Source organism: Candidatus Omnitrophota bacterium (genome assembly GCA_025453395.1).
In the GTDB taxonomy this organism is placed as follows: Bacteria; Omnitrophota; Gorgyraeia; order Gygaellales; family Profunditerraquicolaceae; genus JAlOQK01.
In genome coordinates, this window is sequence record JALOQK010000002.1 from 121,499 (window position 1) to 133,593 (window position 12,095).

24 protein-coding genes are annotated in these 12,095 nt (G+C 43.9%); all 24 read left to right on the plus strand.

The annotated features are described in order from the left end of the window. The 24 genes from rplB (at nucleotide 1) to rpsD (ending at nucleotide 12,089) form a co-directional block, all read left to right on the plus strand. Complete coding sequence (gene rplB, locus MUF05_01750; GenBank protein MCU0665804.1) at nucleotides 1–834, plus strand: 50S ribosomal protein L2; 834 nt, start codon at nucleotides 1–3, stop codon at nucleotides 832–834. A gap of 135 nt (nucleotides 835–969) precedes the next feature. Continuing rightward, nucleotides 970–1,257, plus strand: coding sequence for a 30S ribosomal protein S19 (rpsS, locus tag MUF05_01755; protein MCU0665805.1), 288 nt, complete (start codon nucleotides 970–972; stop codon nucleotides 1,255–1,257). A 23-nt stretch (nucleotides 1,258–1,280) separates the two neighbouring features. After that, nucleotides 1,281–1,619, plus strand: a complete 339-nt coding sequence (rplV, locus tag MUF05_01760; GenBank protein MCU0665806.1) for a 50S ribosomal protein L22 — start codon at nucleotides 1,281–1,283, stop codon at nucleotides 1,617–1,619. Nucleotides 1,620–1,650: 31 nt separating this feature from the next. Then, on the plus strand, nucleotides 1,651–2,352 hold the full coding sequence (gene rpsC, locus MUF05_01765) for a 30S ribosomal protein S3 (protein ID MCU0665807.1): 702 nt from the start codon (nucleotides 1,651–1,653) through the stop codon (nucleotides 2,350–2,352). A gap of 26 nt (nucleotides 2,353–2,378) precedes the next feature. Beyond that, nucleotides 2,379–2,795 carry a 50S ribosomal protein L16 gene (rplP, locus tag MUF05_01770; GenBank protein MCU0665808.1) on the plus strand — a complete coding sequence of 139 codons (417 nt, stop codon included), beginning with the start codon at nucleotides 2,379–2,381 and terminating at the stop codon, nucleotides 2,793–2,795. Between the two features lie 16 nt (nucleotides 2,796–2,811). Continuing rightward, a complete protein-coding gene (gene rpmC, locus MUF05_01775) occupies nucleotides 2,812–3,015 on the plus strand; it encodes a 50S ribosomal protein L29 (GenBank protein ID MCU0665809.1) in 204 nt (67 codons plus the stop codon). Then, nucleotides 2,984–3,310, plus strand: a complete 327-nt coding sequence (gene rpsQ / locus MUF05_01780) for a 30S ribosomal protein S17 (protein ID MCU0665810.1) — start codon at nucleotides 2,984–2,986, stop codon at nucleotides 3,308–3,310. The genes rpmC and rpsQ overlap by 32 nt, the downstream gene beginning before the upstream one ends. Beyond that, a complete protein-coding gene (gene rplN / locus MUF05_01785; protein MCU0665811.1) occupies nucleotides 3,307–3,675 on the plus strand; it encodes a 50S ribosomal protein L14 in 369 nt (122 codons plus the stop codon). Before rpsQ ends, rplN begins: the two co-directional genes overlap by 4 nt. Beyond that, complete coding sequence (gene rplX, locus MUF05_01790; GenBank protein ID MCU0665812.1) at nucleotides 3,676–3,987, plus strand: 50S ribosomal protein L24; 312 nt, start codon at nucleotides 3,676–3,678, stop codon at nucleotides 3,985–3,987. Between the two features lie 14 nt (nucleotides 3,988–4,001). Further along, nucleotides 4,002–4,565, plus strand: a complete 564-nt coding sequence (rplE, locus tag MUF05_01795) for a 50S ribosomal protein L5 (protein MCU0665813.1) — start codon at nucleotides 4,002–4,004, stop codon at nucleotides 4,563–4,565. 21 nt (nucleotides 4,566–4,586) lie between these two features. Continuing rightward, entirely contained in the window at nucleotides 4,587–4,772 is a 186-nt protein-coding gene (locus tag MUF05_01800) for a type Z 30S ribosomal protein S14 (protein ID MCU0665814.1), read from the plus strand. 14 nt (nucleotides 4,773–4,786) lie between these two features. After that, nucleotides 4,787–5,182 carry a 30S ribosomal protein S8 gene (gene rpsH, locus MUF05_01805; protein ID MCU0665815.1) on the plus strand — a complete coding sequence of 132 codons (396 nt, stop codon included), beginning with the start codon at nucleotides 4,787–4,789 and terminating at the stop codon, nucleotides 5,180–5,182. Between the two features lie 10 nt (nucleotides 5,183–5,192). Continuing rightward, nucleotides 5,193–5,738, plus strand: coding sequence for a 50S ribosomal protein L6 (gene rplF / locus MUF05_01810; GenBank protein MCU0665816.1), 546 nt, complete (start codon nucleotides 5,193–5,195; stop codon nucleotides 5,736–5,738). A gap of 17 nt (nucleotides 5,739–5,755) precedes the next feature. Continuing rightward, nucleotides 5,756–6,115 carry a 50S ribosomal protein L18 gene (gene rplR, locus MUF05_01815; protein MCU0665817.1) on the plus strand — a complete coding sequence of 120 codons (360 nt, stop codon included), beginning with the start codon at nucleotides 5,756–5,758 and terminating at the stop codon, nucleotides 6,113–6,115. Beyond that, complete coding sequence (gene rpsE, locus MUF05_01820; GenBank protein ID MCU0665818.1) at nucleotides 6,115–6,594, plus strand: 30S ribosomal protein S5; 480 nt, start codon at nucleotides 6,115–6,117, stop codon at nucleotides 6,592–6,594. Before rplR ends, rpsE begins: the two co-directional genes overlap by 1 nt. A gap of 115 nt (nucleotides 6,595–6,709) precedes the next feature. After that, entirely contained in the window at nucleotides 6,710–7,150 is a 441-nt protein-coding gene (gene rplO / locus MUF05_01825) for a 50S ribosomal protein L15 (GenBank protein MCU0665819.1), read from the plus strand. A 26-nt stretch (nucleotides 7,151–7,176) separates the two neighbouring features. After that, nucleotides 7,177–8,547, plus strand: coding sequence for a preprotein translocase subunit SecY (gene secY, locus MUF05_01830; GenBank protein MCU0665820.1), 1,371 nt, complete (start codon nucleotides 7,177–7,179; stop codon nucleotides 8,545–8,547). A 320-nt stretch (nucleotides 8,548–8,867) separates the two neighbouring features. Next, nucleotides 8,868–9,533 (plus strand): adenylate kinase, encoded by a 666-nt coding sequence (locus MUF05_01835; GenBank protein ID MCU0665821.1) that lies wholly within the window; start codon nucleotides 8,868–8,870, stop codon nucleotides 9,531–9,533. Further along, nucleotides 9,514–10,257: a type I methionyl aminopeptidase gene (map, locus tag MUF05_01840; GenBank protein ID MCU0665822.1), complete on the plus strand. Its 744-nt coding sequence runs from the start codon at nucleotides 9,514–9,516 to the stop codon at nucleotides 10,255–10,257. Before MUF05_01835 ends, map begins: the two co-directional genes overlap by 20 nt. Nucleotides 10,258–10,261: 4 nt before the next feature. Then, the gene (gene infA / locus MUF05_01845) at nucleotides 10,262–10,480 is read left to right on the plus strand and encodes a translation initiation factor IF-1 (GenBank protein ID MCU0665823.1); all 219 of its coding nucleotides are present in this window, start codon (nucleotides 10,262–10,264) and stop codon (nucleotides 10,478–10,480) included. 25 nt (nucleotides 10,481–10,505) lie between these two features. Then, the gene (gene rpmJ, locus MUF05_01850; GenBank protein ID MCU0665824.1) at nucleotides 10,506–10,619 is read left to right on the plus strand and encodes a 50S ribosomal protein L36; all 114 of its coding nucleotides are present in this window, start codon (nucleotides 10,506–10,508) and stop codon (nucleotides 10,617–10,619) included. Between the two features lie 30 nt (nucleotides 10,620–10,649). Then, nucleotides 10,650–11,048, plus strand: a complete 399-nt coding sequence (gene rpsM / locus MUF05_01855; protein ID MCU0665825.1) for a 30S ribosomal protein S13 — start codon at nucleotides 10,650–10,652, stop codon at nucleotides 11,046–11,048. Between the two features lie 21 nt (nucleotides 11,049–11,069). After that, the gene (rpsK, locus tag MUF05_01860) at nucleotides 11,070–11,459 is read left to right on the plus strand and encodes a 30S ribosomal protein S11 (protein MCU0665826.1); all 390 of its coding nucleotides are present in this window, start codon (nucleotides 11,070–11,072) and stop codon (nucleotides 11,457–11,459) included. A 3-nt stretch (nucleotides 11,460–11,462) separates the two neighbouring features. Next, nucleotides 11,463–12,089, plus strand: coding sequence for a 30S ribosomal protein S4 (gene rpsD, locus MUF05_01865; protein MCU0665827.1), 627 nt, complete (start codon nucleotides 11,463–11,465; stop codon nucleotides 12,087–12,089). Nucleotides 12,090–12,095: the final 6 nt, after the last annotated feature.

Below are 12,095 nucleotides of genomic sequence, written 5' to 3' on the forward strand. Positions count from 1 at the left end.
ATGGGTATAAAAAAATTCAGGCCCACAAGTCCGTCACGGCGCTGGATCACTGGTCCGGATTTTACTGAGATTACTAAGGATTATCCCGAGAAGTCGCTTGTAACTGTTTTAAAGAGGACAGGCGGCAGAAATTCAAGCGGCCGTTTGACTGTCAGGCACCAGGGTGGCGGGCACAAACGTAAATTGCGCTTGATTGATTTTAAGCGCGATCTTTTGGATAAGCCGGCAAAAGTCCTTGCTATTGAGTACGATCCGAATCGTTCGGCAAGGCTGGCTTTAGTTGAATACCAGCCAAACCAGAAAAGATATATCATCGCTCCTCTAGGATTAAATGTGGGAGATCAGATTGTTTCTTCAAATGACAAAGAAACAGAAATCAAGGTTGGCAATTGTTTGGTTTTGCGTTATATCCCTTCAGGCACGCTCATTCATAATATTGAAATCCGCCCGGGCAAAGGCGCGCAGATTGTAAGAAGCGCTGGTTCAAGCGCGCAGATTATGGCCAAAGAAGGCGATTACGCGCATGTGCGTTTGCCTTCAGGCGAAGTGCGCTTAATAAGTTTAGACTGCCATGCGGTTATTGGGCAGGTGGGCAATGTTGAGCATGAAGCCATTTCTGTTGGCAAGGCCGGCCGTTCCCGTTGGATGGGTATTCGCCCGACAGTAAGAGGATTAGCCATGAATCCGGTTGACCATCCGCATGGCGGAGGCGAAGGAAAATCAGGGCAGGGTAATCCTCATCCAGTGTCCCCATGGGGCCAGCCGACTAAGGGTTACAAAACCAGGAAACCAAAGCGATATTCTAATAAATTTATAGTTAAAAGAAGAAAGTAATTTAAAATTAAAAATGAAAAATCTAAAATTAAAATCTTTAGGAAATGGTTTTAAGGTAAATTTTGAATTTTTACTTTTTAATTTTGAATTTCAACGAGCGTCTTTTAGTTTAATAAGTGTAAAAGCGAGGAAGACATGCCGCGTTCATTAAAGAAGGGCCCGTATATTGACGAGAAATTATTAAAGAAAGTTGACCGCGCGCGCCGCTCGGGGCAGCGCACCGCGATAAAGACCTGGGCAAGGCGTTGCACGATCACCCCGGATTTTGTGGGCCTGACTTTTGCTGTGCATGACGGCCACAGGCATTTACCGGTTTTTGTCACCGAGAATATGGTAGGGCATAAATTAGGGGAATTCGCTCCCACCCGCGTATTTCGTAAGCATGGCGGGGTTAAAGCCAAAAAAGCAGCGGAAAAGACTTAAAAATAATATAAAAGGATAAAAACGTGTTAGCTAAAGCAGAATTAAAATTCATCAGGATGTCGCCGCGCAAAATCCGGCAGGTGATTGACTTGATCCGCCGTAAGGATGTCCTTGAGGCCCAGGCGATACTTGTCAATATTGATAAGCGCTCAAAGGAATTTTTAAGCAAGCTTTTAAAATCCGCTATTGCCAATGCCAAGGTCAAAGGTTTTAGCGCTAATCAACTTTACGTATCGCGTATTACCTGTAACGCGGGGCCGATGTGGAAGAGATTTAAGGCGGCAGCGTTTGGCAGGGCGGCACCGATTGTCAGAAGAACCTCGCATATTAGAATAGAATTAGATTTAAAATCAGGAGTGTAGATTAATGGGACAAAAGGTAAATCCGTTTGTAATGAGAATTGGGATTTCGCGCACTTGGCATTCCCGTTGGTTTGCCAAGAATAAGGATTACAAAGTCCTCATCGCGCAGGATTACAAGATCCGCAAACACATAGCTAGTAAATTTAAGCACGCGGCAATCGCGGATGTGATCATTGAGAGGCTGACCCAGTCGGTAAGAATAAAGATCCTGACCGCCAAGCCGGGTATCATTATCGGCCGCCACGGAGCGGATATTGAAAAACTGCGTGAAGATTTAAACGCGATCATCAAGCAGGAAGTTTCCATAGATATCGTTGAGGTAAAGAATCCAAGCACAAACGCCAATCTTTTAGCCCAGAATGTCGCCGGACAAATCGAAAAACGCGTTGCCTTCAGAAGAGCGGTAAAGCGTTCCATGGAGCAGGCGTTTAATGCTGGAGCCAAGGGGGTTAAGATTATCTGTTCGGGCCGTTTAAACGGAGCGGAAATCGCGCGTACCGAAAGTTACCGCCAGGGCAAAATTCCGCTTCATACTTTAAGAGCGGACATCGATTACGGTTTCGCGGAAAGTTTTACTACCTACGGCTTGATTGGAATAAAAGTTTGGATCTATAAAGGCGACATCCTTGATAAGATGTTTGCCTATAATACGCATGAAACTGAAGTTGAATCTAAGCAGCAAAAGGAAAACCGGAGTTTTAAGCCGCATAAGGCGCCGGTTCCAGCAGAATAAAGAAGAAAGCTTGAGGATTTAAAGTTATGCCATTGATGCCTAAAAGAGTAAAATACCGCAACCTTCAAAAAGGGCAAAGAAGGGGCGTTGCTACTACCGGAGCAGAACTTGCTTTTGGGGAATTCGGGTTAAAAGTCTTGGATAACGGCTGGATTAAGAATTCCCAGATTGAGGCGGTGCGCGTTATTTTGGCGCGCCAGTTGAATAAGGGCGGCAAGATGTGGATACGCATGTTTCCGGATAAATCTATTACCAAAAAACCCGCGGAAGTGCGTATGGGTAAAGGAAAGGGCGATTTGGACCATTGGGTAGCAGTAGTTAAAAGGGGAAAGGTTTTATTTGAATTGGGAGGCATCCCCGAAGAGTATGCCCGGCATTGTTTCCGTATGGTAGCCTATAAGCTGCCTTTAAGAGTAAAATTCGTAACCCGCATACATAAATAGAAACGGCAGAGATAAGATGAAAATCAAAGAATTGCGCGCTTTATCAAATGAAGAATTGAAGCAAAAGGCGAGAGAGATTTCCCAGCAGCTTTTTAAAGCTAACCAGGGCCGTTATACTTCAAGGGTGGACAAGCCGCACGTATTCTCTATGTATAAAAAAGATATCGCCCGGATCAATACTTTGCTAAATGAAAAGAAAGAGAAGAAAAATGGGAAGTAAGAGAAGGTTTCAAGGGACAGTTGTAAGCGATAAGATGACCAAGACCCGCGTAGTTAAGGTCTTGCAGTCTTTTAAGCATCCCAAATACGGCAAGATCGTGAAGACTTACACTAAATTCAAGGCGCATGATGAAAAGCCAATATCGCATACCGGGGATTTGGTAATAATTGAAGAGACCCGTCCTCTTTCCAAGGATAAACGTTTCCGCGTTGTTTCCGTGGTCAAGAAATCGGCATCGCTTATTCAAATAAAAGATGAAACAGTTGAAATAAAGGTAAAGGATCAGCTAAAATGATACAGATCCGCTCAATTCTAGACGTAGCAGATAATACCGGAGCAAAAAGAGTATCTTTTATCGGTGTTTTAGGCAAGAAAAACTGCTCTTTTGCGGTTATTGGGGATATCATCAATGTTAATGTCAAAGAATCTTCCCCCGATGCAACAGTAAAAAAGGGCGAAGTGGGCAAAGCAGTAGTTGTGCGCACCAGGCATCCGATCAGAAGGGCGGATGGATCCATCCTTCGCTTTGACAAAAACGCGGTGGTTTTTGTTGACGCCCAGCTTAACCCCAAAGGCACGCGCGTGTTCGGGCCGGTAGCCAGAGAATTAAGGGACAGGAATTTCTCAAAAATAATTTCTTTAGCCCCAGAGGTAATATAAATGTTTAAAATAAAAAAAGGCGATATCATTCAGGTTACCAAAGGCAAAGACAAAGGCAAAAAAGGCAAAGTCTTAGAGGTCTTAGCGCAAAACAAGCGCGCCATCGTAGAGGGTATTAATCAGGTTAAGAAGCACAAGCGTAAGACCAAGCAGGAACAGCAGGCCGGCATAGTAAGCGTAGAAGTGCCTATCAGCACAAGCAATATCATGTTAGTTTGCAAGCAATGCGGCAAGGCTTCGCGCGTAGGATTTAAGGCCGCCGAAGGAAAAGAAAAAACGCGTTTTTGTAAATCTTGCAAGGAAACATTCTAAAAAGGTAAAATATAATGGCTAAACCAGCTCCCAGATTATTAGAAAGATACAGAAAAGAAATCATCCCGAAAATGATGGAGAAATTCTCGCTTGATAATTCCATGAGCGTGCCGCGCGTAGAGAAGGTTGTGGTAAATATGGGCGTGGGTGAAGCATTGCAGGATGTCAAGGCCTTAGATAAGGCGATGGAAGAATTAGCTACCATCACCGGGCAGAAGCCTTTAATGAGAAGGGCCAAGAAAGCCATTTCTAATTTCAAGGTAAAAGAAAATGCTCCCGTGGGTTGCAAGGTTACCCTTCGCAGAAGGCATATGTATGAATTTATGGACCGGCTTATTAATGTGGCGATGCCGCGTATCCGCGACTTCAGAGGCGTCAAGATGGACGCTTTTGACCGGGCGGGTAATTATACCCTCGGCTTAAACGAACAACATATATTTCCGGAGCTTGACGTGGACAGGATCACCCGAGCTCAAGGCATGGACATAACATTTGTAATTAAGAACTCCAAGAGCAAAGAGCAATCCAGGGAATTACTGAAACTTTTTGGTATTCCTTTTAAAGAGGCAAAAGACTAATAAACAGGAGTAATAAGGCTTATGGCCAAGAAATCGCAAATCAACAGATGGAAAAAACTGCCGAAATTCTCTACGCGTAAATATAACCGTTGTTCTATCTGCGGGCGTTCTGGCGGATATTTGAGAAGGTTCGGTTTATGCAGGATTTGTTTCCGGGAATTGGCCTGGAAGGGCATGATCCCAGGAATAAGAAAAGCAAGCTGGTAAGGAGATAGATAAATATGTCAAGGACGGATTTAATTTCTGACGCGCTTACGATCATAAGAAATGCCACTATGGCGCATAAAGAAAATGTGGATGTGCCTGCTTCAAATATCCTTAAAAAGATGTTTGATATCATGGTAGCAAATAAATATCTTGATGCCGTAAAGCCCATTGAAGACAAGAAGCAGGGCATTTTACGTGTTTATATTAGATACACCGGCGGCAAGTGCGCTATCCGCAAGATCCGCCGCATTTCACGTCCAGGCATGAGGATTTATGTGGACAAAACCAAGATTCCGCTAGTTTTAAGAGGAAAAGGTATGGCCATTCTTTCAACCCCCAAAGGAATTTTAACTGACAGCCAGGCCCGCAAAGAAGCAGTTGGCGGGGAAGTTTTGGCTTACGTCTGGTAAGAGGAAAAATATGTCAAGGATAGGCAAGAAACCCATAAGCATCCCTAATCAAGTAAAAGTAGAAGTTAAAGACAGCTGTGTTTTTGTGGAAGGGCCTAAGGGGAAATTAAACCGCAAGATCTCTGACCGCATCAAAGCGGATTTAAAAGATAATACCCTGATTTTAACGCGCGCCACCGACAGCAAGATTGATAAATCGCTGCACGGGCTTTACCGCGCGCTTATCTTAGGCATGATCAAAGGCGTTACTGAGGGTTATAAGAAAGAAATGGAGATTATCGGAGTTGGTTTCAAGGCCCAGGTACAGGGAAAAGTTCTAAATATGAGTCTGGGTTTTTCCCATCCGGTTAATATCGCTATTCCCGAGGGCATAAAAATAGAGGCTCCCAAGCCGACTAATTTAGTGGTAACCGGGATTGACAAGGAATTAGTGGGGAGGATCTCAACTGAAATAAGAAAGGTCTATCCTCCGGAACCCTATAAAGGCAAAGGTATCCGTTTCGTCGGGCAATACGTGAAAAAGAAGGTTGGCAAAGCGCAAGCAACGGGTAAATAATCCATAAAGGTAAACATATGAATAAAAAAGAAGTCTTAAGGTTAAAAAGGCACAAACGCATCCGTCAGAGAGTTTCCGGCACCAAAGAAATGCCAAGGCTGGTGGTGCGCCGCAGTTTAAATAATTTATCGGCGCAGGCCATCGACGACGTGAATAACCGGGTGTTGGCGGCATGTTCCACTTCAGATAAAGATTTGAAAGCCAAGATCCCTTCCGGGGGCAATATTAAAGCTTCCAATGTATTGGGCGAAACCTTATCGGCTGAATTAAAAAGCAAAGGCATTGAGAGAATAGTTTTTGACCGCGCCGGTTATTTGTATCACGGCAGGATCAAGGCGTTCGCCGATAGTTTAAGAAAAGGGGGAATAAAGTTCTAATGCGCCAGATAAATATTGAACAGCAGTCAGAATTCATAGAAAAAGTCATTGCCATAAACCGCGTCACTAAGGTTACCAAAGGCGGCAAGAAAATGCATTTTAGCGCCCTTGTGGTTGTCGGCGATACAAAAGGAAGAGTAGGGTTTGCCCTGGAAAAAGCCAATGAAGTAGCCGATGCCATAAGAAAGAGCCTGTCCAAGGCCAAGAAAAGCTTGATTAGAATCCCCATGGAAGGCACAAGTATTCCCCATGAGATTATCGGAGAATTCGGCGCGGCAAAAGTTTTATTGATGCCTGCTTCTGAAGGAACCGGCGTTATCGCGTCGGGCGCGGTGCGCGCGGTCTGTGAATCAGCCGGCATAAAAGATATCCTGACTAAATCATTAAGATCAAACAATCCTATTAACGTTATTAAAGCCACTGTAAAAGGCTTAACTCAATTAAAGGCAGAAAGTAATGGACAAGAAAACACCGATTAAGAAAAAACAAATGATTCCTGCGCAGGAGAAAAAAGCGGCTAAGCAAGTCAAAAAGCCTGCAGTGAGAAAGCCAAAGGCCAAAGCCAAAGCTGCTGCGGCAGTTTTAACTTTTGGTTTGCATAATCTAAAAGCCCCCTTTGGGTCTAATCACAGAAAAAAAATCTTAGGGCGCGGCCCCAGTTCCGGCCATGGTAAGACTTCTACCCGCGGCAGCAAAGGGCAGACTTCCAGGACAGGCCGTGATTTTTATTTGGGGTTTGAAGGCGGGCAGACGCCTTTGATCCGCAGGTTCCCTAAACGCGGATTTACCAATATTTTCAAAAAAGAATTCCAGATCGTGAATCTGGAATCTTTAGCCAAGATTAATCAGGATATTATCACCCCTGAACTCTTAGAAGAAAAGGGTTTGATCAAGAATAAAGAAAAATTAGTTAAGATACTAGGCTTAGGAGAGCTGAAAAAAGCCATGACCGTCAAGGCCAGCGCTTTTTCCAAGCAGGCAGCAGACAAGATTATAGCCGCAGGCGGCAAAGCGCAAGTTATCCCGGTTCCTTAATAGATTAATAAACGCTACATTAAATAATGATAGCTAATACCTTTAACTTCAGCCCATTAATCAACAGCTTTCGCATTCCGGATCTAAAAAAGCGCCTTTGGGTTACTCTGGGCCTTTTGGCTGTTTATCGCATGGGTTGTTATTTGCCTATTCCCGGGATTGACGGGATAGCGTTAGCGGAATTTATCAGTCAAATCTCCAAGTCTTCTGGTGGAGCGCTCTTTGGCATTATTAATATGTTTTCCGGCGGCGCCATGGAGAGGCTGACCATTTTTGCTTTGGGGATCATGCCGTATATCTCCAGCTCCATTATTTTGCAGCTTTTGACTGCGGTTATCCCGGCATTAGAAAAGCTGGCCAAAGAAGGAAAAGCCGGTTATCAAAAAATAAATCAGTTTACCCGTTATGGAACGGTAGTCTTGGCAGTTATACAATCATTTTTTATCGCCAAGTGGCTTGAGGGTTTGGGCAGGACCATGCAGGATATGCCCAAGATTGTTTTAGCTCCGGGCTTGGGTTTTGAACTTTTAACAGTTTTAACTCTTACTACCGGAACGATTTTCTTGATGTGGCTGGGCGAGCAGATACAGGAGCGCGGCATCGGTAACGGCATATCGCTTGTTATTACAGCCGGTATTGTCTCGCGTATCCCGGCTGCCTTTCATCAGCTTTTTGTTTTATTGTCGCCCTTTAATCCCACTCGGCGGCAGCTGCAGCCGGCGGTATTACTGCTGATGGTTTTTCTTTTAGCGGCGGTAGTTTTCGCGGTTATACTTGTTACCCAGGGGCAGAGAAGGATCCCTGTGCAGTATGCCCGAAGAGTAGTAGGGCGAAAGGTTTTCGGAGGGCAGAGCACCTATATCCCCCTTAAGGTAGACACATCAGGGGTTATCGCGATCATTTTTGCGCAGTCCATAATACTTTTTCCGGCGACTCTGGCATCATTCATACCGAATCCTGCGTTTCAGGGTTTTGCGCATGCTTTAACCCGCGGCAATGTCGGGTATTCTATAGTTTACGCTCTTTTAATTATATTCTTCTGCTATTTTTACACCGCGGTTGTTTTTAATCCGGTGGACTTAGCCGATAACATGAAAAAATACGGCGGGTTTATTCCGGGTATCCGCCCGGGAGTTTCAACCGCGGAATTCTTAGATTACACCATGACCCGTATTACTTTGGCAGGCGCGCTATTTATCGCCTTTGTGGCGATATTCCCTGACGCGTTAATGGCATGGCTAAAGGTGCCGTATCTTGTCGCGTCATTTTTCGGCGGCACAGGCGTTCTTATTATCGTGGGGGTTATGCTGGATACGATCAAACAGCTTGAATCGCATTTGATGATGCATCACTACGAGGGTTTTATCAAAGGCGCAAGGATTAAGGGAAGAAGATAAAAATTAAAAATTCAAAATTAAAAATTAAGAAATAAAAGCAAAAAGATAAAAGCAAAAAGATAAAAGCAAAAAATATAGTAGTAAAAAAATTTAGTTATTTGCTCATTGGTAAATCAAATTTTCTTTTAAAGCTCAATAATTATTTATTTTTTATATTCTTAGGTTTTTAAATTTGAGATTTTAGGTTTTTGTTTTAATTTTTTATTTTAAATTTTAAATTAACAACAGTGTTTTTTTTGATTTTAATGTTTTCTAATTTTGTTTTTATGTTTTTAATTTTGCATTTTTCATTTTAAACTTTAAATTAAAGAGGGTTTCTTGTGAGAATGATATTGATGGGGCCCCCCGGAGCCGGCAAAGGCACTCAAGCTAAAGTCTTAGCTAAGCAGTTATCTTTGGCGCATATTTCAACAGGGGATCTTTTACGCCAGAATGTCGCCGATGGCAGCGAATTAGGCAAGAAGGCCAAGGAATATATGGATGCCGGAGCCCTTGTTCCGGATGAGCTTGTAACCGAAATGCTTATTTCGCGTTTTTCAAGATCTGATATAGCAAAAGGTTTTATTTTAGACGGTTATCCGCGCACCATTAATCAGGCGCAAAGCTTGGATGAAGTTTTGAAATCCAAGAATATGCCGATAGATTTAGTTGTGGATTTAAATACCAGCGAAAGAATGATCGTGCAGAGGCTTTCCGGCAGGCTTGTATGCAGGAAATGCGCAGCTAATTTTCACAAGACGAATATGCCTCCAAAGAAACCGATGATCTGTGACAATTGCAATGGAGAACTTTATCAGCGCCCGGATGATAACGAGGCAACCATTATGAACCGCTTGGCGGTATACCGCAAAGATAGCGCGCCTCTTATAAAATATTACGCCGATAAAGGCAAGCTGCAGAGCGTCCCCGCTGACGGAGCGGCAAATGATGTTTTAAACATTGTGGTTGGAGTAGTCAAGAAATACAATGATTCCCATAAAGTCTGAAGCCCAGTTAGAGGCCTTAAGGCAGGCGGGAAAGATTTTAGCGCAGATCATAGAAGTTTTACGGCACGAAACACGCGTCGGGGTCACAACCGCGCAACTTGATAGATTAGCAGAAGACTTGGTCCTTGAAAAAAAAGCGCTTCCGGCATTTAAGGGGTATAAAGGTTTCCCCTGTGTTATCTGCGCTTCGGTAAACGAAGAAATAGTGCATGGCATTCCTTCAGAGCGGGTACTTCAGGAAGGCGATATCTTAAGCCTTGATATAGGGCTTCAATACCGCGGGTATTTTTCTGATTCGGCAATTACCATCGGCATTGGTAAAATCTCCGCCAGCAGGAAAAAGCTTATTCAGATAACCCGCAATGCCTTGTCTGAAGGGATAAAAAAGGCTAAAGTCGGAGCGTATTTATTTGATATTTCTTATGCCATTCAGAATTACGTAGAGCGTAATGGATTTTCCGTGGTCAGGCAATTTGTGGGTCACGGGATCGGCAAGGATTTACACGAAGACCCGGAGGTGCCGAATTTCGGGCTGCCAAAAAGAGGGCCGGTTTTGAAAAACGGAATGGTCTTGGCGATTGAGCCGATGGTAAACGCAGGAACTTGGGAATGCCGGATATTGGATAACGGATGGACGGCGGTGACCAAAGACGGAAAAGATTCAGCGCATTTTGAGCACACCGTGGCGATTACCGAAAACGGACCGCAGATTCTAACAATATAAAAATATGGCCAAAGAAGAACTTATTGAGACAGAAGGCACCGTAGTTGAGACGCTTCCCAACGCGATGTTCAGAGTCAAGCTTGAGAACGGCCACATAGTTTTGGCGCATGTGTCCGGAAAAATGAGGATGCATTTTATCAGGATACTGCCCGGAGATAAAGTAAAGCTTGAGCTTACTCCCTATGATTTATCCAGGGGAAGAATCACTTTTAGGTCAAAATAACCTTTTAGAACGAAAGAAGAATAAAATGAAAGTCAAAGCTTCAGTAAAAAAGATTTGCGATAAATGTAAAATTATTAAACGAAGAGGCGTGGTCAGGGTCATCTGTTTTAATACCAAGCACAAGCAAAGACAGGGATAAGCCTGTAATATCAAGAGGAGTAAAAATAAAATGCCGAGAATTTTAGGTGTAGACCTTCCAAAAGAAAAAAGGATTGATGTGTCGCTGACTTATTTATACGGCGTGGGCAAATATGTGGCAGGTCTTTTGCTGAAAGATGCCAATATCCCCCCTGAGAAAAGGGCCAAAGATTTGACTGAAGAAGAGGTTGGCCGTTTATTAAACGCCATTCAGAAAAGTAAATACAAGGTGGAAGGTGATTTACGCCGGGATATTTCACAGGACATCAAACGCTTAATGGATATCGGTTCGTGGAGAGGTTTAAGGCACAAAAGAGGGCTTCCGGTGCGCGGGCAAAGAACCCGCACTAATGCCCGCACAAGAAAAGGCCCGCGCAAAGGCGGATTGGCAGTAATCAAGAAGCCAGACGCGGCGCCAGCTAAGAAATAATTTTAGAGGAGGATAGTTTTAATGGCCAATAAAGAAAAGGTCAAGAAGAAGAAACTTGCCAAAGGCATCACAACCGGTACCGCGCACATTCAGGCAAGTTTTAACAATACCATAATTTCCATTACCGATAAACAGGGTAATGTTTTGGTTTGGTCAACCCCCGGCATCGTCGGTTACGGCGGGTCAAAAAAGGCTACTCCTTTTGCCGCTCAAGTTGCCGCCGCTGACGCGGCCAAAAAGGCCAAAGAAATCGGCCTTAAGGAAGTTGACGTTTGCGTCAAGGGTCCGGGATTCGGAAGGGAATCAGCCATCCGCGCTATTCAGGCTTCGGGATTGGTTGTTACTTGTATTAAGGATACAACTCCTATTCCGCACAACGGATGCCGTCCGAAAAAGAAAAGGAGAATATAAACAATGGCTCGTTATACAGAGGCAGTCTGCCGTTTATGCCGTAGAAGTTCCGAGAAGCTTTTCTTAAAAGGCAATAAGTGTTTTTCAGAAAAATGCACGCTTACTAAAAGGGCTTTTCCCCCGGGAGACCACGGGCAGAATAGGCTGAAGCTTTCCAATTACGGCACACAGATGAAGGAAAAGCAAAAAGTCAAATGGATGTATGGGATGATGGAAGGGCAGTTCCGCCGTTATTTCCAGATTGCCTCGCATACTAAAGGCGTTACCGGCCGCGTTCTTTTGCAATTGCTGGAGAGAAGGCTGGATAATGTTATTTTTCGTTTAGGCCTTGCTTCATCAAGGCCCCAGGCCCGTCAGGTCGTGCGTCATAACGCGGTATATGTGAATTCCAAAAGAGTGAATATTCCGTCTTATCTGGTGGAACAGGATGATGTGATTGAAATTAAGGTTAAGGAAGGTTTCCAGAAAGGCATCAAAGATACCCTTGAGCTTAATAAAAACAGAAGCGTCCCCACATGGCTTGATTTTGATGCCAGCAGTCTTAAGGCAAAAGTTAACCGGCTTCCGGAGAAAAACGATATTCCAGCAACAATACAGGAACAGTTGATCGTAGAATTATATTCCAAATAAGAAGGA

Coding starts and splice junctions, on each gene's coding strand:
- rpsQ (MCU0665810.1), top strand. CDS start 2,984: ATGAAAAGAAAGAGAAGAAAAATGGGAAGTAAGAGAAGGTTTCAAGGG.
- infA (MCU0665823.1), top strand. CDS start 10,262: ATGGCCAAAGAAGAACTTATTGAGACAGAAGGCACCGTAGTTGAGACG.
- rpsC (MCU0665807.1), top strand. CDS start 1,651: ATGAGAATTGGGATTTCGCGCACTTGGCATTCCCGTTGGTTTGCCAAG.
- rplX (MCU0665812.1), top strand. CDS start 3,676: ATGTTTAAAATAAAAAAAGGCGATATCATTCAGGTTACCAAAGGCAAA.
- rpsD (MCU0665827.1), top strand. CDS start 11,463: ATGGCTCGTTATACAGAGGCAGTCTGCCGTTTATGCCGTAGAAGTTCC.
- rplB (MCU0665804.1), top strand. CDS start 1: ATGGGTATAAAAAAATTCAGGCCCACAAGTCCGTCACGGCGCTGGATC.
- rplP (MCU0665808.1), top strand. CDS start 2,379: ATGCCATTGATGCCTAAAAGAGTAAAATACCGCAACCTTCAAAAAGGG.
- rpmC (MCU0665809.1), top strand. CDS start 2,812: ATGAAAATCAAAGAATTGCGCGCTTTATCAAATGAAGAATTGAAGCAA.
- rplF (MCU0665816.1), top strand. CDS start 5,193: ATGTCAAGGATAGGCAAGAAACCCATAAGCATCCCTAATCAAGTAAAA.
- rplR (MCU0665817.1), top strand. CDS start 5,756: ATGAATAAAAAAGAAGTCTTAAGGTTAAAAAGGCACAAACGCATCCGT.
- rplE (MCU0665813.1), top strand. CDS start 4,002: ATGGCTAAACCAGCTCCCAGATTATTAGAAAGATACAGAAAAGAAATC.
- rpmJ (MCU0665824.1), top strand. CDS start 10,506: ATGAAAGTCAAAGCTTCAGTAAAAAAGATTTGCGATAAATGTAAAATT.
- secY (MCU0665820.1), top strand. CDS start 7,177: ATGATAGCTAATACCTTTAACTTCAGCCCATTAATCAACAGCTTTCGC.
- rpsK (MCU0665826.1), top strand. CDS start 11,070: ATGGCCAATAAAGAAAAGGTCAAGAAGAAGAAACTTGCCAAAGGCATC.
- rpsM (MCU0665825.1), top strand. CDS start 10,650: ATGCCGAGAATTTTAGGTGTAGACCTTCCAAAAGAAAAAAGGATTGAT.
- rpsH (MCU0665815.1), top strand. CDS start 4,787: ATGTCAAGGACGGATTTAATTTCTGACGCGCTTACGATCATAAGAAAT.
- rpsS (MCU0665805.1), top strand. CDS start 970: ATGCCGCGTTCATTAAAGAAGGGCCCGTATATTGACGAGAAATTATTA.
- map (MCU0665822.1), top strand. CDS start 9,514: ATGATTCCCATAAAGTCTGAAGCCCAGTTAGAGGCCTTAAGGCAGGCG.
- rplN (MCU0665811.1), top strand. CDS start 3,307: ATGATACAGATCCGCTCAATTCTAGACGTAGCAGATAATACCGGAGCA.
- rpsE (MCU0665818.1), top strand. CDS start 6,115: ATGCGCCAGATAAATATTGAACAGCAGTCAGAATTCATAGAAAAAGTC.
- MUF05_01800 (MCU0665814.1), top strand. CDS start 4,587: ATGGCCAAGAAATCGCAAATCAACAGATGGAAAAAACTGCCGAAATTC.